This is a genomic window from Amycolatopsis sp. NPDC045836, assembly GCF_056431745.1.
On sequence record NZ_JBWKKF010000013.1, the window covers coordinates 157,007 to 175,030 of the forward strand.

The 18,024-nt window shown below is 70.3% G+C and carries 14 protein-coding genes and 1 pseudogene; 3 read left to right on the forward strand and 12 right to left on the reverse strand.

From position 1 onward, the window contains the following. Positions 1-3: 3 nt before the first annotated feature. The 7 genes from AC07EG_RS25000 to AC07EG_RS25030 all read right to left on the reverse strand — a co-directional run bounded on the left by AC07EG_RS25000 (position 4) and on the right by AC07EG_RS25030 (position 9,589). Complete coding sequence (locus AC07EG_RS25000; protein ID WP_478255596.1) at positions 4-1,197, reverse strand: substrate-binding domain-containing protein; 1,194 nt, start codon at positions 1,195-1,197, stop codon at positions 4-6. Then, positions 1,169-2,170, reverse strand: a complete 1,002-nt coding sequence (locus tag AC07EG_RS25005) for an ABC transporter permease (protein WP_478255597.1) — start codon at positions 2,168-2,170, stop codon at positions 1,169-1,171. The genes AC07EG_RS25000 and AC07EG_RS25005 overlap by 29 nt, the downstream gene beginning before the upstream one ends. Continuing rightward, positions 2,167-3,183 (reverse strand): ABC transporter permease, encoded by a 1,017-nt coding sequence (locus tag AC07EG_RS25010; protein WP_478255598.1) that lies wholly within the window; start codon positions 3,181-3,183, stop codon positions 2,167-2,169. The genes AC07EG_RS25005 and AC07EG_RS25010 overlap by 4 nt, the downstream gene beginning before the upstream one ends. Next, positions 3,180-4,661 carry a sugar ABC transporter ATP-binding protein gene (locus AC07EG_RS25015; RefSeq protein WP_478255599.1) on the reverse strand — a complete coding sequence of 494 codons (1,482 nt, stop codon included), beginning with the start codon at positions 4,659-4,661 and terminating at the stop codon, positions 3,180-3,182. The genes AC07EG_RS25010 and AC07EG_RS25015 overlap by 4 nt, the downstream gene beginning before the upstream one ends. Then, complete coding sequence (locus tag AC07EG_RS25020; protein WP_478255600.1) at positions 4,658-5,794, reverse strand: Gfo/Idh/MocA family protein; 1,137 nt, start codon at positions 5,792-5,794, stop codon at positions 4,658-4,660. Before AC07EG_RS25020 ends, AC07EG_RS25015 begins: the two co-directional genes overlap by 4 nt. 374 nt (positions 5,795-6,168) lie before the next feature. Then, on the reverse strand, positions 6,169-6,546 hold the full coding sequence (locus AC07EG_RS25025) for a VOC family protein (RefSeq protein WP_478255601.1): 378 nt from the start codon (positions 6,544-6,546) through the stop codon (positions 6,169-6,171). A gap of 412 nt (positions 6,547-6,958) precedes the next feature. Further along, on the reverse strand, positions 6,959-9,589 hold the full coding sequence (locus AC07EG_RS25030; protein WP_478255602.1) for a valine--tRNA ligase: 2,631 nt from the start codon (positions 9,587-9,589) through the stop codon (positions 6,959-6,961). A 61-nt stretch (positions 9,590-9,650) separates the two neighbouring features. On the opposite strand from AC07EG_RS25030, the pseudogene AC07EG_RS25035 reads away from it, so the two are divergent. Continuing rightward, positions 9,651-10,118: pseudogene (locus tag AC07EG_RS25035) on the forward strand (hypothetical protein); the annotation flags it as partial. Positions 10,119-10,356: 238 nt separating this feature from the next. Here the strand turns inward: AC07EG_RS25035 and AC07EG_RS25040 are convergent. Genes AC07EG_RS25040 through AC07EG_RS25050 form a run of 3 tightly spaced genes read right to left on the reverse strand, consistent with a single transcriptional unit; the run spans position 10,357 to position 12,806 of the window. Then, a complete protein-coding gene (locus AC07EG_RS25040; protein ID WP_478255603.1) occupies positions 10,357-11,193 on the reverse strand; it encodes a phytanoyl-CoA dioxygenase family protein in 837 nt (278 codons plus the stop codon). Then, positions 11,190-11,435 carry a phosphopantetheine-binding protein gene (locus AC07EG_RS25045; RefSeq protein ID WP_206803320.1) on the reverse strand — a complete coding sequence of 82 codons (246 nt, stop codon included), beginning with the start codon at positions 11,433-11,435 and terminating at the stop codon, positions 11,190-11,192. The genes AC07EG_RS25040 and AC07EG_RS25045 overlap by 4 nt, the downstream gene beginning before the upstream one ends. A gap of 27 nt (positions 11,436-11,462) precedes the next feature. Next, entirely contained in the window at positions 11,463-12,806 is a 1,344-nt protein-coding gene (locus AC07EG_RS25050; RefSeq protein ID WP_478255604.1) for a condensation domain-containing protein, read from the reverse strand. A gap of 190 nt (positions 12,807-12,996) precedes the next feature. Between AC07EG_RS25050 and AC07EG_RS25055 the strand changes: the two genes are divergently transcribed. Beyond that, on the forward strand, positions 12,997-14,178 hold the full coding sequence (locus AC07EG_RS25055; protein ID WP_478255605.1) for an acyl-CoA dehydrogenase family protein: 1,182 nt from the start codon (positions 12,997-12,999) through the stop codon (positions 14,176-14,178). A 19-nt stretch (positions 14,179-14,197) separates the two neighbouring features. Then, on the forward strand, positions 14,198-14,614 hold the full coding sequence (locus AC07EG_RS25060; RefSeq protein WP_478255606.1) for an SgcJ/EcaC family oxidoreductase: 417 nt from the start codon (positions 14,198-14,200) through the stop codon (positions 14,612-14,614). A 213-nt stretch (positions 14,615-14,827) separates the two neighbouring features. Here AC07EG_RS25060 and AC07EG_RS25065 read toward each other — a convergent pair whose 3' ends face one another. Both AC07EG_RS25065 and cmdF read right to left on the reverse strand, forming a co-directional pair. Next, positions 14,828-16,390: a 4-hydroxyphenylacetate 3-hydroxylase N-terminal domain-containing protein gene (locus AC07EG_RS25065; RefSeq protein ID WP_478255607.1), complete on the reverse strand. Its 1,563-nt coding sequence runs from the start codon at positions 16,388-16,390 to the stop codon at positions 14,828-14,830. Between the two features lie 22 nt (positions 16,391-16,412). Then, positions 16,413-18,023, reverse strand: coding sequence for a tyrosine 2,3-aminomutase (cmdF, locus tag AC07EG_RS25070; protein WP_478255608.1), 1,611 nt, complete (start codon positions 18,021-18,023; stop codon positions 16,413-16,415). Position 18,024 lies beyond the last annotated feature (1 nt).

Consider the following 18,024-nt stretch of genomic DNA (forward strand, 5'->3'; position numbering starts at 1 on the left):
GGACTACTTCCACTTGTCCGGGAAGCCGGGCATCTCCTTGCAGCCGCAGAGGCCGTAGTGCAGCGGCGGCATGCCCGCGGTCAGGTACTGGTCCAGGGTGGCGGTCTCGATCACCGGCTGCGGCAGGATCCACTCCTTCGGCACCTGCTCGCCCCTGAGCACCTTCAGCGCGGCGATCACCGGGGTGCGCCACTGGTAGGTCGGGTAGGTGGGGGCGAAGGCCTTGAGGTTCTCCTGCTTCCACTTCTCCAGGAACTGCTGCTGGTCCTCACCGGAGATCGCGGGGGCCTCGGCACCGGCGTCCTCGAACGCCTCCAGCACCGGCACCGCGGCGGTGCCGTCGTCCATCCAGATGCCGTCGATCTTGCCCTCGCGCTGGAGGTAGTCCGAGACGATGCTCTTGGCCTTGGCGCTGTCGTTGCCGGTGAACTCGGCCCCGACCACCTGCACGCCGCTGGCCTGGAAGATCTTCTCCGCGGCGGCCCAGCGGTGCTCCAGCACGTCCACCCCGGGCAGCACGCGCAGGCCGAGCACCTTGCCACCGGCCGGGATCGACTTGGCCAGGAACTCCGCGGCGCTGGCGCCGAAGGCGTAGCCGCCGATCGGGTGGATCGCGGTCACCGGGCACTCGGTGTTCACGCCGCGGTCGAAGGTGATCACCGGGATGCCGGTGGCGCAGGCCTGCTCCACCGCCGGGGTCAGCGTGGCGGTGGTGTTCGGCGAGACGATCAGCGCGTGGCAGCCCTGCGAGGTCAGCGACTGGATGTCGCTGATCTGCTTGTCGTCCTTGGCTTCGGCGTCCAGCGTGGTGAACTTGGCGATCTCCGGGTGGAGTTCGGCCTCGGCCTGCATGGTCTTCCAGCCGACCTGGCGCCACGGGTTGTCCACCGAGGCGTTGGAGAAGCAGATGTTGTACGGGCCGTCCTTCTTGAACTCGGCGGTGTCCGTCATCACCGGTTCGAGGGCCTGCTCCCACGGCTTGTCCGCGGGCCCCTGCGGAGTGGCGGACCGCAGGGCCAGCTGGCGGTCGTACTCCGCCTGGTCGAAGAACTCCGAGTTGGCCGGGGCACCGGCCGCCGGGGTGGCGGCGGCGGACCCGCCGGTGTCGGCGGGCAGGTCGCTCGAACACGCGGACAACGCGAGCACCCCCGCGGCCGCGAGGGCGAAGCTACTGCTGCGCAGCAGTTTCCTTGACATTCTTTTTCTCCTGAGCCTTGTGCCGGAAAAGGTTGCTGCCCACCGAGGCGTAGGCCACGGCGGCGATGATGATCACGCCCTGCACCGCGGACTCCAGGCCACCGGAGACACCGAGCAGGTTGAGCAGGGAGAACAGGGATTCCAGGGTGAGCGCACCCGCCATCGCCGCGACCACCGAGCCGCGGCCGCCGCCGAGCACCACCCCGCCGAGCACCACCGCGGTGATCACCCGGAACTCCAGGCCGTCACCGACCTGGGCGGACACGCCGGCGAACCCGCCGAGCAGCACCGCGGCCACCGCCGCGGACAGGCCGGAGAGGACGAACGCGAGGGTGCGCAGCCGCTCCACCCGGCCACCGGCCAGGCGCACGGCCGTTTCGTTGTCACCGACCGCGACCAGGGTGCGGCCGGTGCCACCGCGCACGAAGAACACCGCCGCCACCACGATCACCGCGAGCAGCACCACCGACCAGGGCACCTGGCCCAGCAGCGGCACCTCGAACCCGGCGCGGCCGACCGTGCGGAAGCTCTCGGACAGCGCCCCCCGCGGCGCGCCACCGGTCCAGAGGAACACCGCGCCATCGAGCACCAGCAGCATGCCGAGGGTGACGATGAACGACGGCACCAGCAGCCGGGTGGTGATCAGCCCGTTGACCAGGCCGACCAGCGCGCCGAAGCCGAGCAGGAACAGCAGCACCCAGGCGGTGGCGCCCTCGTCGCCGTCGATCAGCCGCGCGGCGATCACCACCTCGGCGGTGACCAGCGAGCCGACCGAGAGGTCGAACCCGCCGCTGACGATGACGAAGTACTGCCCGATGGCCAGGATCATCAGCGGCGCGGCCCGCTTGAGCAGCGCCAGGTACCCGGCGGGCTCGCTGTAGGCGGGCCCCGCGAAAGCCAGCGCCACCAGCAGGACGGCGAGCACCACGAGCACCGGCAGGGTGCCCTCGGTGAGCTTGAACCGGCGCGTCACTTGCCCCTCCTGGAAAGCTGGCGGCGGGCGTAGAGCGCCACGGCCACGATGAGCACCACGCCGCGGACCACGTCCTTGAAGAACGGCGTGACACCGAGGTCGTCGAAGACGGTGTCCAGGGTGGCCAGGATCAGCACACCGCCGATGGTTCCGGCGACCCCGCCGCGGCCACCGGCGAGCAGCGTGCCGCCGAGCACCACGGCCGCGATCGACTCGAGGTCGTACCCGGCGTCGGTGCCCACGTACGGCGCGCCGGAGCCGAGCCTGCTGGCCAGGAAGATCCCGGCGAGCCCGGCGGCGACCGAGCACAGCACGTGCGCCTTGACGATGGTGCGGTTGGTGCGCACCCCGGACAGCCGTGCCACTTCCTCGTCGCCGCCGACGGCGTAGATGTGGTACCCACCGCGGGTGCGGCCGAGGTACCACCACGCCAGCCCGGCCAGCGCGAGCATCAGCAGGGTGGAGATCGGGATCGGGCCGATCCGGTCGTAACCCAGGTGCTGGAACGCCCGCGGCACCTCACCGGCCGGGCCCTCGTAGCCGTTCTCCAGGTAACCCCGGATGATCAGCGCGGTGCCGAGCGTGGCGATGAAGGCGTTGACCTTGAGCCGGGTGATCACCAGGCCGTTGACCAGGCCGACCACCGCGGCCACGGCCAGGGTCAGCGCCACCGCGAGCACGATGTTGCCCGGGTCGCCCGCCATCGTCTCGGCGGCGACCAGCGAGCACAGCCCGATCAGGTAGGCCACCGACAGGTCCAGCTTGCCGGTCAGGATGACCAGCGTCTGCCCGATCGCGACCAGGCCGAGCGTGGTGCTGCGGGTCAGGATGTTCAGGATGCCGCCCTGGTCGAGCAGCACCCCGCCGTCCACCGCGACCAGCACGCTGCCCACCACGAGCAGCACCACCAGCGCCAGGTAGACCGAGACCACCGGGGTCAGCTTGCTCGTCCACTGCGGACGCTTGCGGGCCGGCGGCCGGGCCGCCGCCGGGCGTTGGGCGAGCAGGGTCATGCGGTTCCCGCCAGTTCGTGTCCGGTGGCCAGTGACATCACGGCTTCCTCGGTGGGCCCGGCGGGCAGTTCCCCGGCCAGGCGGCCTTCGTGCATGACCAGCACGCGGTCGCTCATCCCGATGAGCTCCGGCAGTTCGGAGGAGATCATCAGGATGGCGACCCCGCGGCCGGCCAGTTCGCGGAGCAGGTCGTAGACGGCCCTCTTAGCGCCCACGTCGATGCCCCGCGTGGGCTCGTCGACCACGAGCACCTTCGGCTCCACGGCCAGCCACTTCGCCAGCACGACCTTCTGCTGGTTGCCGCCGGAGAGGAACCGGACCTCCTGGTCCTCGTTCCGCGCGACCACGGTCACCGACTTCAGCAGCGCGGGCAGGTCGAGCCCGCCCAGCTTCCGGCCGAAGGCGGAGCGGCGGACCAGCAGCGCGTTGTCCTTGACCGACTGGCGCAGCGCGAGCCCTTCGCCCTTGCGGTCCTCGGTCACGTGCGCGATGCCGCGCCGCACCGATTCCCGTGGTGAGCGCAGGCGCACGGCCTCGCCGTCCACCTCGACCGCGCCGCTGGTGAACGGGTCGATGCCGCAGACCGCCCTGGCCACCGCCGAGCGCCCGGCGCCCTGCAATCCGGCCAGGCCGACGATCTCACCGGCGCGCACCTCGAAGTCGATGCCGCCGAGGCGGTCGTTGCCCGCGCCCTTCACCGCCAGCCGCACCGCGCCGAGGTCGGCCTCGGCCGCCCGGTCGGGGAACAACGCGTCGAGCGGGCGGCCGACCATGTGCCGCACCAGCTGGTCGCTGGTCAGGTCCGCGGTGCGCGCCGAGGTGACCAGCGCGCCGTCCTTGAGCACGGTGATGCGCTGGCTCAGGTCGAACACCTCACGCATCCGGTGCGAGACGTAGAGCACCGCGATCCCGCGTTCACGCAGCCGCGCGATCAGGTCGTAGAGCAGTTCCACCTCGTGCCCGGCGAGCGCGGCGGTCGGCTCGTCCATCGCGATCACCCGAGCGTCGGTGGAGAGCACCTTCACGATCTCGACCACCTGCTGCAGCGCCACCGGCAGGCGGCGCACGGCGGTGCGCGGCGAGATGTTCTTCACGCCGACGCCGTCGAGCAGCTCGGCGGTGTCGGCTTCCATCTTCCGGCGGTCGACCTGCCCGCGGCGGACCGGTTCGCGGCCGAGGAAGACGTTCTCGGCCACCGTGCGGTCACCGAGCAGGTTGAACTCCTGGTGCACGATCGACACCCCGGCGGCCTGCGCGTCGCGCGGCGAGCCGAAGTGCACCTCGGTGCCGTCGACCTCGACCGTGCCCTCGTCGGGGCGGTGCACCCCGGCCAGCACCTTCATCAGCGTCGACTTGCCCGCCCCGTTCTCGCCGACGAGCGCGTGCACCTCACCCTCGTGCAGTTCCAGGTCGACGCCCTTGAGCACGGGCACGCCGAAGAACCGCTTGGTGATGCCGGTCAGCTTGACCTTGCTCACAGCGGGACCTCCGTCCACTGCCCGCCCGAAGCGGCCGAGGTCAGCACGGCTTCGGTGAGGCGGGCGGCGCGGAGGCCGTCGGCGAAGGTGGGCAGGCCGTCGGCGACCGGTTCCCCGCGGACCGCGGTGTAGGTGTCGGCGACGAAGGCGTCGAAGCAGTCCTGGTAACCCTGCGCGTGACCGGCGGGCAGCCGCGAATAGGGCAGGGCGGCCGGGGAGAGCGTTTCGGGGTCGCGGACCAGCAGAGTGCTGCCGTCGCGGCGGCCCACCCACAGCTGCTCGGGCAGTTCCTGGTCGAAGCCGAGGCTGGCGTCGGTCCCGGAAACCTCCAGGTGCAGCCGGTTCTTGCGGCCCGCGGCGACCTGGCAGACCACCCCGGTGCCGAGGATCCCGCTGGTGGTGCGGAAGTGCAGCGTCACCAGGTCCTCAGTGGACACCGGCGCGGTGCCCCGGTGCGCGCGCACGGTCGCGCTCTGCGCGGACAGCGCCAGGATGCGCTCCCCGAGCACGAACTCCAGGAAGTCGCACCAGTGGGAGCCGATGTCGGCGAAGGCCCGCGAGAGCCCGCCGACCGCGGAGTCGACCCGCCAGTTGTCGTCTTCGGGGCGGGAGAGCCAGTCCTGCAGGTATCCGCCGTGGACCACGGACACCGCGCCCGGCTCCCCCGCCGCGATCCGCGCCCGCATTTCCCGCGCCATCGGGTGAAAGCGGTACACGAACGGAACGGTCGCCACCCGCCCGTGCTCGGCGGCGGCGGCCGCCAGCCGGTCCGCGTCCGCCGCCGAAGTGGCCAGCGGCTTCTCGCAGATCACGTGCGCGCCGGCGGACAGCGCCGCTTCGGCGGCCGTCGCGTGCATCGCGTTGGGGGTGCACACGTGCACCACGTCCGGGGCCGCGTCGGTCAGCATCGCCCGGAGGTCGGAGTAACCCTGAGCTGCGCCGACGGCCTCCGCGGCGGCGGCCGCACGGTCCGCGCTGGAGCCCACCGCACCGACGATCTCGGCACCCGCGCGACGGGCCGCTTCGGCGTGCACACGGCCCATGAACCCGTTGCCCACGACGGCCACCCGGGGCCGGGGAACAGCGGAGGGGGTCATCGACGGGGCCTCTGCGGAGAGGTCGGTCACAGCCATGTTTCGGGACACTACGGAGAACTTACGTTCATGGCAAGCAGAAGTATGTCCCTATTGATCTCAATTTGGGCACCGGTGTCCAGATGTCCACCAGTTGGCAGACTTGACAGCGCTCCGGGCAACCGAACGCAACCAAGGCGCTGCGCCGAAGTGATTACCTGCCGTGAGGGGCCGCCAGTCGTGGCGCGCTCGGCCACGGACACCACCCACCTGACCCAGGCGCAGATCCGGACGCCGTGCCAGGTGCGTGAGCGCGCACTGATTCGTCCTGTGTGGACGTATACGGCCCGTCACCGGGCCACGATGCCTCCCGCTTCCACCCGGTGCGGGCGGGGGCGCAGGGTCAGCTCACCGCTGCGGGGGTGCGCACCGACTCAGCCGGACGGGGCCCGGCTGAGGTCGACCACGCAGAACCGGTTGCCGTCCGGATCGGCGAGCACCACGAAGTCCGGGTTCGCCGGGTAGCGGTCCCAGTCCACCTCGCTCGCCCCGAGCCCGATCAACCGGCGCACCTCGGCCTCCTGCTCGGCCTCGGTGTCGACCACCAGGTCCAGGTGCAGGCGCGGATACGGCTCCACCGGCGATTCGCTGTACATCAGCCCGAGCGCGCGGGACCCGTCGGGGTGCTCCAGCGTCCGCCAGTCGTCACGGGCCCATTCGGCACTCTCGACCAGCCCGAGCGCCGCCGTCCAGAACGCCACCGCCCGCGGCACGTCCGAGACGCCGACCACGGGGAACCCAAGCCTCAGCACCCGCTCATCCTGCCACGCCGGCTTCCGAAGGCACCCGCTCACGGGTTCGCGCCCCGACGCGGAAGCCAGCCGCCGCTCGCGAACGCGCGAGCTGGCTTTCGGACCCACGCTCACCGGATCGCGCCGTGAATATGGAAGCCACAGACCTCAGACCCGCACACCCAAGGCCCGACCCCGGGCCCGCGCTCACGGAATCGCGCCACGACTCGAAAGCCACGGACCCAAGACTCGCGAACGCGGAAGGCACAGACCCGAACTGGCAAACCCATAGCTCGGGGATTCCGGCTCACTCCTGGCCCGCGCCGCCAACCCATGGCCCGGAACCCGGGCCCGCACTCAAGGTGTCACGCCCCGAATGCGATCGAGATCCGGGCTCACGCTCGCGGCACAAGCCGCGAGCGTGAGACCCCGATCAAGCGGTGGGCAAGGCGGCCAGGCGGGCGTTGATGCGCTCGATGTCGGCGACGGCGGTTTCCCGGCGTTGCTTGATCTTGTCGACGACGGCGTCCGGCGCCTTCTCCAGGAAAGCCTGGTTCCCCAGCTTCCCTTCCGTCTGCTTCAGCTCCTTCTGCGCGAGGCCGAGGTCCTTTTCCAGGCGCTTGCGCTCGGCCACCACGTCGACGGCGCCGGAGAGGTCCAGTTCCACTTCGGCGACGCCGGACGAGAGCGCGACTTCCAGCGACACGCTCGCGGTGAACTCCTCACCGGGAGCGGTGAGGCGGACCAGGGAGCGAACCGCGGCGTCCTGGGCGGACAGCGCGGTGAAGCCCGGGCCCGACAGCCGCGCGGCCACCTTCTGCCCCGGCTTGAGCCCCTGCTCCGATCGGAACCGCCGCACCTCGGTGACCAGTTTCTGCACGTCGGCGATCCGCTGGTCGGCCACTTCGTCGCGGTAACCCTCCGGCGGGGCCGGCCAGGCGGCGATCACCAGCGACTCCCCGCCGGTCAGCGCCTGCCACAGCCGCTCGGTGATGAACGGCATCAGCGGGTGCAGCAACCGCAGCACCGCGTCCAGCACGTGCCCGAGCACCAGCCGCGTGCGCTCCGCCGCTTCACCGGCGAACTGCACCTTCGCCAGTTCCACGTACCAGTCGCACAGCTCGTTCCAGACGAACTGGTAGAGCACCCCGGACAGCTTGGCGAACTGGAACCCGTCGAACAGTTCGTCCACTTCGGACACCACGGCGGTGAGCCTGCCGAGGATCCAGCGGTCGGCCTCGGTCAGCTCCGCCGCCGGCGGCAGCGGCGCCGAGACGTTGGCGCCGTTCATCAACGCGAACCTGGTGGCGTTCCACAGCTTCGTGCCGAAGCTGCGCGAACCGGCCGCCCACTCCTCGGCGATGGCCATGTCGTTGCCCGGGTTGGCGCCGCGGGCCAGGGTGAACCGGGTGGCGTCCGCGCCGAACTCGTCCAGCCAGTCCAGCGGGTCGATCACGTTGCCGCGTGACTTCGACATCTTCTTGCCCTGCGCGTCGCGGATCAGCCCGTGCAGGTACACGTGGTCGAACGGCTGCTTGCCGTCCATCGCGTACAGCCCGAACATCATCATCCGGACCACCCAGAAGAACAGGATGTCGTAGCCGGTGGACAGCACGCTGGTCGGGTAGAACTTGCGCAGGTCGGCCGTCTGGTCCGGCCAGCCGAGCGTGGAGATCGGCCACAGTCCCGAGGAGAACCAGGTGTCCAGCACGTCGGTGTCCTGGGTCCAGCCCTCGCCCGACGGCGGTTCCTCGTCCGGGCCGACGCAGACCACCTTGTCGTTGGGGCCGTACCAGACCGGGATCCGGTGCCCCCACCACAACTGGCGCGAGATCGTCCAGTCGTGCATGTTGTCGACCCAGTCGAAGTAGCGCTTGGCCAGCTCCGGCGGGTGGATCTTGGTGCGGCCGTCGCGCACCGCCTCGGCGGCGGCCTTGGCCAGCGGCTCGACCTTGACCCACCACTGCAGCGACAGGCGCGGCTCGACCACCGTGCCGCAGCGCGAGCAGTGCCCGACCGAGTGCAGGTACGGCCGCTTCTCCGCGACGATCCGGCCCTGCTCGCGCAGGGCCGCGACCACCGCGGGCCGCGCCTCGAAGCGGTCGAGGCCCTCGAACGGACCGGGCACGGTGATCGCCGCGCGCTCGTCCATGATCGTCAGCATCGGCAGGTCGTGGCGGCGGCCGATCTCGAAGTCGTTCGGGTCGTGCGCCGGGGTCACCTTGACCGCGCCGGTGCCGAACTCCGGGTCGACGTGCTCGTCGGCCACGATCGGGATCATCCGCCCGGTCAGCGGCAGCTCGACCTCGGTGCCGATCAGGTGCCGGTAGCGCTCGTCCTCGGGGTGCACCGCGACCGCGGTGTCACCGAGCATGGTCTCCGCCCGGGTGGTGGCCACGACGATGGCAGTACCACCACCGCCACCGTCGCCGTAGCGGATCGAGACCAGCTCGCCCTCGTCCTCCGAGTGCTCCACCTCGATGTCGGACAGCGCGGTGCGGCAGCGCGGGCACCAGTTGATGATGCGCTCGGCGCGGTAGATCAGCCCGTCCTCGAACAGGCGCTTGAACACCGTCTGCACCGCGCGGGACAGCCCGGTGTCCATGGTGAACCGCTCCCGGCTCCAGTCCACGCCGTCACCGAGGCGGCGCATCTGGCCGAGGATCTTGCCGCCGTACTCCTCCTTCCACTCCCAGACGCGCTCGACGAACTTCTCGCGGCCCAGGTCGTGACGGGAGACGCCCTGCCCGGCCAGCTCGCGCTCCACCACGTTCTGCGTGGCGATGCCGGCGTGGTCCATGCCGGGCAGCCAGAGCACCTCGTAGCCCTGCATGCGGCGGCGGCGGGTGAGCGCGTCCATCACCGTGTGGTTGAGCGCGTGGCCCATGTGCAGGCTGCCGGTGACGTTCGGCGGCGGCAGCACGATGGTGAACGGCGGCTTGTCCGAGCTCGCGTCCGCCTTGAAGTAACCCGCGTCTACCCAGCGCTGGTACATCGCGGCCTCTTCGTCGGCCGGGTTCCACGCGTTGGGCAGGTCGGGCTGGTTCAAGGCGTTCTCGGTCACCTGTCAAGTCTACGAACCGGCCGGGGTCGCGGGGCTGCGGGGCGGGGCGCACGATGGTGGGGTGACGGAGAAGGCACCACAGCAGGACATCGACGAGACCAAACTGGCCGTCGGCAAGCCGAAGAGCTGGGCGGCCGGCCTGCCCGGCGTGCTGGTCTCGCTCAAGCGGGGCCAGGAGCAGATGGGCGCCGGGCGCACCGTCCGGTCGCTGCGCGTGCTCAACCAGCGCGACGGGTTCGACTGCCCCGGGTGCGCCTGGCCGGAGCCGCGCGAGGACGACGGGGAGCACCGCAAGCTCGCCGAATTCTGCGAGAACGGCGCGAAGGCCGTCGCGGAGGAGGCGACCCGGCGCCGGGTCGGCGCGGAGTTCTTCGCCGCCCACTCCGTCGACGAGCTGGCCGGGCGCACCGAGTACTGGCTCGGGCAGCAGGGCAGGCTGACCGAGCCGATGGTGCTGCGCGAGGGCGCCACGCACTACGAGCCGATCGGCTGGGACGAGGCGTTCGAGCTGATCGCGAGCCGGTTGCGGGGGGGGGGGGGGGGGGAAAAGAACACACCCCCCCCCCCCCCCCCCCCCCCCCCCCCAACCCCCCCCCCCCCCCCCCCCCTCCCCCCCCCCCCCCCCCCCCCCCCCCCCCCCCCTCGCCCCCTCTCCCCCCCCCCCCCCCCCCCCCCCCCCCCCCCACCTCCACGGCATTCGTTTCGTGGTGACGGCACCATGAAGGGCCCCCGCGCATCCCGTGCGCGGGGGCCCTTTCGCGTCGTGCTCAGTCTTCCGCGGTGAGCAGGTCGTACGGGTCCTCCATCTCGTACCAGCCCAGCCCCGGCGGGCACCGGTCGTACCCCAGCAGCCGCCGGACCTCCTCCGGGTAGGCCAGCACCATCTCCCTGGGCACCGCCAGGTACTGGTTCTCCTCCTGCCGCAGGTTCCCCAGGTCCAGCGCGATGGTCATGCCGGTCCGCGGCGACGTGGAGACGTTCTTCCCGCCACCGTGGTAGACCCCGCCCAGCCAGATCAGCGCCCCGCCCGGCGGCAGCTCCGTCGGGATGGCCTCGCTCGCCAGCGGCGGCCGCTCGTCGTCCCAGTGGTGGCTGCCCGGGATCACCAGCGTGCCGCCGTTCTCCGCGGTGAACTCGCTCAGCGCCACCATGATCTGCACCCGGCTGGTCGGCCCCGGGTGACGGCGCAGGTGGAGCGCGTCGTCGCGGTGCAGCGGCTGCTTGCCCTGCCCGGGGTGGATGTCGATCAGCTGGGTACCGCTGATCTGGATGGTCGGCGTCATCTCGACCCGCGACCGGCCCAGCCAGATCGGCACCGGCTTCTGCATGATCCGCCGCGCCGCCCCCAGGTACAGCGGGTGCGTCACGATCGGCGTCAGCTCCTTCGTCCGCCCGAACAACGAGGACACCCGGCGCGTGCGCGTGCCGTTGTACCAGTCGTCCCCGTACGCCTGCGCGTCCAGCGCCGGGCGGAAGTCGGCCAGCAGGGCCTCGCGCGTGATGTCGTCGGCGAAGTCCTCGACGATGATCGCGCCATCGCGTTCCAGGATCTCTTCGACCTCGTCGAGGCCGTGGCCGGACCGGACGCGGACCAGACCGCTCACCGGGCCGCCGCCTTGGCTGCCACGTCCTTCACCAGCACCGCCAGCGAGGGGTCCTCCTCGAAGATGTCACCGACCTCGATCTCCACCCCGATCTCGTCCTCGATCCGGGACACCAGGCGCACCGCGGTGATCGAGTCGCCGTTGAGGTCGAAGAAGGTGGCCTCGCCCTTGCCGTCCGGCACGCTCAGCACCTCCTTCCAGATCTTCCCGACCGCCTGCTCGAGGTCCAGGTTGCTCGTCATCTCGCCCATCCTCCGGTTGTTCGTCGGCTAGATCTGGTCCAGCGGGGTGTCCGGCGCACCGACGGTGTTCTTCAGCGTGCCGAGGAAGTTCGCGGCCAGCTCACGCATGCCGTCCGCGTCGTACAGGTTGGTGTTGAAGCCGAGGGTGCCCGCCATCTCACCGTCGAACTCCATGTCGATGTGCCACATCGAGCCGTCCGGGATGTCCCCACCGGCGGCCTGCGGCAGCAGGCGCCGGCGAATCTCCTGATAGGTGAACCCACCGGCGTCCCCGGTCGCCGCGAACGGCGAGCGGAACACCTGGAAGGCGCACGGTGCGCCGTCGTCGGCCATGCCGGGGCCCATCAGCTGCGGGGCCTGCGCGGCGATCTCCCCGAACGGGATGTCCTGCGCGTAGGCCCGCAGGCAGGTGCGCCGGGTGCGGCTCACGACGTCGGCGAAGGTCTCGCAGCCGCTGAGGTCGGTGCGCAGCGGCAGGTAGTTGAAGAAGGCGCCGACGGTGTCGTGGAAGGAGGCCTCACCACGACCGGAGGTGAAGGTCATCACCACCACGTCGGTTTCGCCGGTCAGCTTGTGCAGGAAGGCGTTGTACGCGGCCAGCAGCACCATGAACGGCGAGCTGCGCGTGGTCTTCGCGGTGCTCAGCAGCGCCGCCCCGAGGTCCTCGGCGATGGAGAACCGGTGCCAGGCGGTGGTCTTGTCCCGGCCTTCCGACCGCGGGAAGTGCGTCTTCAGCGGCAGGATCTGCGCGCCTTCGAGCTCCTTGGCCCAGAACTCGCGCGACTTCGCGGCCGACTCGGAGGTCAGCTTCTGCTTCTCCCACACCGAGTACTCGGGGTACTGCCGGGCCTCGGCCAGGCCGTGCGGGCGGTTCTCCAGCCGACCGGCGTAGAGCGCGGCGAGGTCGCGCATGATCAGCGGCATCGACCACTCGTCGGCCGCGGTGTGGTGCACGATCAGCACGAGCACCGCGTCGCCGGCGTCGAACCGGCCGAGGAAGGCCCGGATCAGCGGCAGTTCCACCGCGCTGTACGAACCGGACTCGATCTCGCCGATGAACTGCTCGGCCCGCAGCTGGCGGTCGCCGGGCGCGACCTCACCGAGGTCGCGCACGGCCAGCGGGACCGGGCTCGGCGGCAGCACCTTCTGGTACTTCTCGTCGCGGATCACCAGCGTGCGCAACGCCTCGTGCCGCACCACCACATCGTCCAGAGCGGACTGCAGCACGGCCTCGTCGACCGCACCGGTGACCCGGACGCCGAAGATGATGTTGTACTTCGGGCCGAACGGGCCCGCCTCGTCGCCCTGGTCCCACATGCACAGGAACTCCTGGTTGAGCGACAGCGGGATCCGGTCCTCTGCAGTACTCATTTTTCTTCCGAACCCTTCTGGTCGTTCCACCGGCGACAAGCGGATCGTAGCCAGCGCCGAACACGCCGCGCTTCTCCCGAATTGCCTGGCCGGTGCGGCAATCGAGAAGACTCCGCGTAGTCGCGCGAATGCGACCATCGGGAGGATTGTCGGGTGATTCTCGGCTGATTTTTTCTAGGAGGAAATACTGATGACGACGATCGATCTTCCGACGCGGGAGCAACTTGTTCGTCGCGCGTCCGAGCTTTCGCCGCTGATCAAGCAGCACGCGGCCTGGGCCGAGGAGAACCGGCGCATCCACGACGAGTCGATCGAGGCGCTGGCCGACGCCGGCGTGTTCAAGCTCCGCGTGCCGAAGCGCTACGGCGGCTACGAAGCCGACACGCGCACCCTGGTCGACGTGGCCACCGAACTCGGCCGCGCCGACGCCTCCACCTCGTGGACCGCGTCCGTCTACTGGATCCCCACCTGGATGGCCTGCACCTTCCCGGACGAGGTCCAGGACGAGGTGTTCTCGACGCCGGACGTGCGCATCTGCGGCACGCTCAGCCCGTCGGCGATGGCCGCGCCGGTCGACGGCGGCATCGTGGTCAACGGCAAGTGGAGCTTCATCAGCGGCGCGCACCACGCGCACTGGCAGGAGATCATCGCCGTGCTGGTGGCGCCCGACCAGCAGCCGGTGCCGGTGATGGCGCTGGTGCCGATGTCCGAGCTGACCATCGTCGACGACTGGCACACCTCGGGCCTCAAGGGCACCGGCAGCGTCAGCACCGTCGCGCAGGACCTTTTCGTGCCCTCGGCGCGGGTCATCCCGCTGCCGCTGGTGCTGCAGGGCCAGTACGCGTCGCAGCTGAACGCGAACTCGCCGATCTACCGCAACGCGCTGCTGCCGGTGGCGTCCGCGTCGTCGATCGGCACCGTGGTCGGCGTGGCGCAGGCGGCGAAGGAGGCGTTCTTCGAGCGCGTCGGCAAGCGCAAGATCACCTACACCGCCTACGAGAACCAGGCCGAGGCGCCGATCACCCACTTCCAGGCGGCCGAGGGCACGCTGAAGGTGGACCAGATCGGCTTCCACGCCCAGCGGCTGACCTCCCTGGTGGACGGCAAGGGCGAGCAGGGCGCCGAGTGGAAGCTCGAGGAGCGCGCCCAGGCCCGCGCCGACATGGGTGCCGTGGTCAAGCTGGCCAAGGAGGCGGTCGACATCTTCGCCACCGCCAGCGGCGGTTCGTCGATCTACAGCGACGTGCCGATCCAGCGGATCTCACGGGACATCCAGGCGGTCAACCTGCACGCCCTGATGCACCCCAACACCAACAACGAGCTGTACGGGCGGGTCCTGTGCGGGCTCGAGCCGAACACCCTGTACATCTGAGCCGAGGGAGACACCGGAGATGACCACCGCCGCAGTCCGGACCACCCCGTCCGCCGGGGACCAGGCCGCCGTCGCGCACATCCCGCAGCGCATCATCGCCGCCTGGGCCGCGCACGACGCCGACGCCTTCGCCGAGGTGTTCACCGCCAACGGCACGATGATCCTGCCCGGTTTGTTCCGCAAGGGCAGGGACGAGATCCGCGCGTTCATGGCCGGCGCCTTCGCCGGGCCGTACCAGGGCACCCGGGTCACCGGCCAGCCGATCAGCATCGAGTTCTTCAGCGCCGAGGCGGGTGTGCTGATCACCCAGGGCGGCGTGCTCCACGGTGAGGAGACCGAGCCCGCCGACGAGCGCGCGGTGCGCGCTTCGTGGGTCGTGGTGAAGGAAGACGGCCAGTGGAAGCTGGCGGCTTACCAGAACAGCCCCCGGGGGTGATCCGGGGCGGGTCCCACCCCGGGTCTTGGTTGTGACTACGGAGGAGGGCCTTTGGTCAAGGCGGGAAAGATGCCTTGGCTAAGGGCCCTCCTCCGTGTTTTGGCTTTGGACCGGGAGGCGGGGGGTGGGCAGGGGGCGTCTGTCGGTTTGGTGGTGGGCGTGCGGAAGGGCTCCCGAGGCGGCTGGCCTCGGGAGCCCTTCGTTCGTCCGGCGTCAGCCGTTCAGGATGTTGCCTCGGAACTGGCGCAGCTCGTCGAAGTTCGACAGGTCGGGCACGGTCCAGCCGTTCAGGTCGTACTCCGACATGCACTGGTCGACGAAGGCCTTGTAGCCGTCGACCTCGCCGCTGGCCAGTTGCGCGTTGAGCAGCTCCACCCGGGTGTTCTCGTGGTTCCCCGCGTAGTTGCGCTCGTACAGCTCGTGGCGCCCGCCGAACTCGGTGCCGACGGCGTCCCAGAGCAGCTTCATCACCTTCATCCGCTCCACCGAGTCGACCCCGTCCGAACCGCGGACGTACTTGTCCAGGTACGGCCGGATCTCCGGGTTCGCGAAGTCCTCGACGCTCGAATTCGAGTAGATCAGCCCGCTGGCCACGTCCTGCATCACGATCTCCCGCACCCGCGGGTAACCGATCTGCATGAACCACCGGTACGCCTGGCCGTACGCCGGGTTCGGCAGCACGGCGCCGTTCTTCCACGCCACCGGGTTGCGCGCCGAGGCGTCGGACAGGCCCCAGAACAGGTTGCGCCAGGCGAGCACCTCACCGAGCCTGCTCTGCACCCCGCGGAAGTCCTTGGTGCCGGTGATCTCCAGCGCCTTGGCCAGCAGGCCGGCGATGAACTCCAGCTTCACCGCCAGCCGGGTGCAGCCGTGGAAGGTGAACCGCTCCGGGAAACCGGACCGGCCGGTGAACAGCTGCACCTTGCCGATGTGCCCGTAGATGAACACGTTCTCCCACGGGATCAGCACCTTGTCCAGCACCAGGATGGTGTCGTTCTCGTCCAGCCTCGACGAGAGCGGGTGGTCGAACGGGCTGCCCATCACCGCGGCCGTCGCGGTGTAGGAGGGGCGGCAGATCAGCTTCATGCCCGGCGCACCCATCGGCACCGTGGCGACCAGCGCGAACTCCTTCTTCTTGATCGGCAGGCCGTAGTGGGCGATGAAGTTGTAGTGGGTCAGCGCCGAACCGGTGGCGACCACCTTCGCACCGCTGACCACCAGGCCGGCGTCGGTCTCCTTCTCCACGTGGATGAAGACGTCCTCGACCTCGTCCGGCGGGCGGTTGCGGTCCACCGGCGGGTGCACGATCGCGTGGTTCCAGTACAGCACCTTCTCCTGCGACTCCCGGTACCACCGCCGCGCGTTGTCCTCGAACGGCGCGTAGAACTCGGCGTTCGCGCCGAGCGTGCCGAGGAACGCCGCCTTGTAGTCGGGGCTGCGGCCCATCCAGCCGTAGCTCAGCCTCGACCACGCCGCGATCGCCCGCTGGTCGGCGACCAGGTCCTCGGCGCTGTGCGGGGTGGTGAAGAACCGGTGGGTGTACCCGTCGGAGCCGGTGTCCGTCGGCGCGGTCAGCACGTCCCGCTGGGCGGGGTCGTGCAGCGCGTCGTAGAGCCGGGCGGTCATCCGGATCGGGTTGCGGAACGCCGGGTGCGTGGTCACGTCCTTGACCCGCTCGCCGTAGAGGTAGATCTCCCGGTCGTCCCGCAGGCTTTCGATGTATTCGTCACCGGTGAACGGGCGTGTCTTCCGCACCCCGTTCTGCTCGTCCGTCATCGGACTCTCCCTCGTGGGTTTCTCAGCGCAGTTCGACACCGCACTGGCGGGCGGCGTCGACGAACTCGCCGCGTGAGATCGCCGCGGCCACCGCTTCGATGTCGTCGCTCATGAATCGGTCGCGGTCCACCGTGGGCACCAGCGAGCGCACCATTTCGTAGGTGGCCTTGGACACCGGGCTCAGGCCCGCGTACCGGCCGGACAGGTCGACCGCCTGCGCCGCGGCGAGGAACTCCACGGCCAGGATGTAGTTGACGTTGCCGAGCACCTTGCGCGCGTTGCGGGCGGCGATCAGGCCCATGCTGACCACGTCCTGGTTGTCGCCGTTGGACGGCACGCTCTGGATGCTGGCCGGCCCGATCGTCCGGTTCTCCGCGACCAGCGCGGTGGCCGGGTACTGCGCCCCGGCGAACCCGCTGTTCAGCCCCGGGTCCCCGGCCACCAGGAACTCCGGCAGGCCCTCGCTGAGGTAGCGGTTGAGCAGCCGGTTGGTGCGCCGCTCGGAGAACACGCCCAGCTGGGTCAGGCCGAGGTTGAGGAAGTCCATCGCGAAGGCGATCGGCTGGCCGTGGAAGTTGGCGCCGTGGAAGATCTCCTGGCCCTCGAAGAACAGCGGGTTGTCGTTGCTGGAGTTCAGCTCCGTGGTCAGCTTCTCCTGGGCGTGGTAGACGGTGTCGCGGACCGCGCCGACCACCTGCGGGATGGCCCGCAGCGTGTACGCCTTCTGCAGGTACACCTCGGTCTTGGTGACACCGGTGTCGTCGCGGGCGGCTTCGGCCTGGCGGCGCAGCTCGGCGTGCTCCAGGGCCAGTGCGGTGCCCTCCATCAGCGCGCGCATGTTGAACGCGGTGTCGATCTGACCGCGGTGCGGGCGGGCGATGTCGTGGCCCTCGGCCAGGAACGGGCTGGTGGAGGCCTGCAGGGTCTCCAGCACCAGCGCGGTGACGATCTCCGCCTGCCGCACCTGGTCCAGCGCGCGGCCGGCCACCAGCGAGCCGAGCCCGGTCATCGCCGAGGTGCCGTTGATCATCGCCAGGCCCTCTTTGAACCGCAGCTCCAGCGGCTTGATGCCGTGGGCCTTGAGCACCGGCCCGGTCTCCACCCGCTTGCCGTCCTTGAGCAGGTAGCCCTCGCCGATCAGGGTGATCGCGATGTGCGAGAGCGGCGCGAGGTCACCGCTGGCGCCCAGCGAGCCGACCTCCGGGATGGCCGGGGTGATGCCGAGGTTCAGGTACAGCGCCAGCCGGTCGAGCAGTTCGGGGCGCACCGCGGAGTAGCCCTTGGCCAGCGCGTTGAGCCGCGCCGCGAGCATCGCGCGGGACTCCTCCTCGGAGAACAGCGGGCCGACGCCGGCGCTGTGGCTGCGCACCAGGTTGGTCTGCAGCTCCACCTCCTTGGAGACGTCCACCTGCATGTAGATCATCTCGCCGTAGCCGGTGGTCACCCCGTAGACGGGCGCGCCCTGGTTGACCGTCTCCTCGAAGATCTTGCGACTGGCCGCGGCCTTGGCCATGGACTCCGGGGACACCGTGCACTTCACCTCGCGCGCGGCGACCCGGCGGACACCGGCGATGTCGAGGCTTTCGCCGTCGAAGGTAACCGGCATCTCGGCGTCGACCACAGAATCAGTCACG

Excerpts from the sequence above, each read along its gene's own strand:
- AC07EG_RS25045 (WP_206803320.1), bottom strand. The coding sequence starts at position 11,435 with ATGACGAGCAACCTGGACCTCGAGCAGGCGGTCGGGAAGATCTGGAAG.
- AC07EG_RS25065 (WP_478255607.1), bottom strand. The coding sequence starts at position 16,390 with ATGACGGACGAGCAGAACGGGGTGCGGAAGACACGCCCGTTCACCGGT.
- AC07EG_RS25055 (WP_478255605.1), top strand. The coding sequence starts at position 12,997 with ATGACGACGATCGATCTTCCGACGCGGGAGCAACTTGTTCGTCGCGCG.
- AC07EG_RS25050 (WP_478255604.1), bottom strand. The coding sequence starts at position 12,806 with ATGAGTACTGCAGAGGACCGGATCCCGCTGTCGCTCAACCAGGAGTTC.
- AC07EG_RS25000 (WP_478255596.1), bottom strand. The coding sequence starts at position 1,197 with ATGTCAAGGAAACTGCTGCGCAGCAGTAGCTTCGCCCTCGCGGCCGCG.
- AC07EG_RS25060 (WP_478255606.1), top strand. The coding sequence starts at position 14,198 with ATGACCACCGCCGCAGTCCGGACCACCCCGTCCGCCGGGGACCAGGCC.
- AC07EG_RS25020 (WP_478255600.1), bottom strand. The coding sequence starts at position 5,794 with ATGGCTGTGACCGACCTCTCCGCAGAGGCCCCGTCGATGACCCCCTCC.
- AC07EG_RS25010 (WP_478255598.1), bottom strand. The coding sequence starts at position 3,183 with ATGACCCTGCTCGCCCAACGCCCGGCGGCGGCCCGGCCGCCGGCCCGC.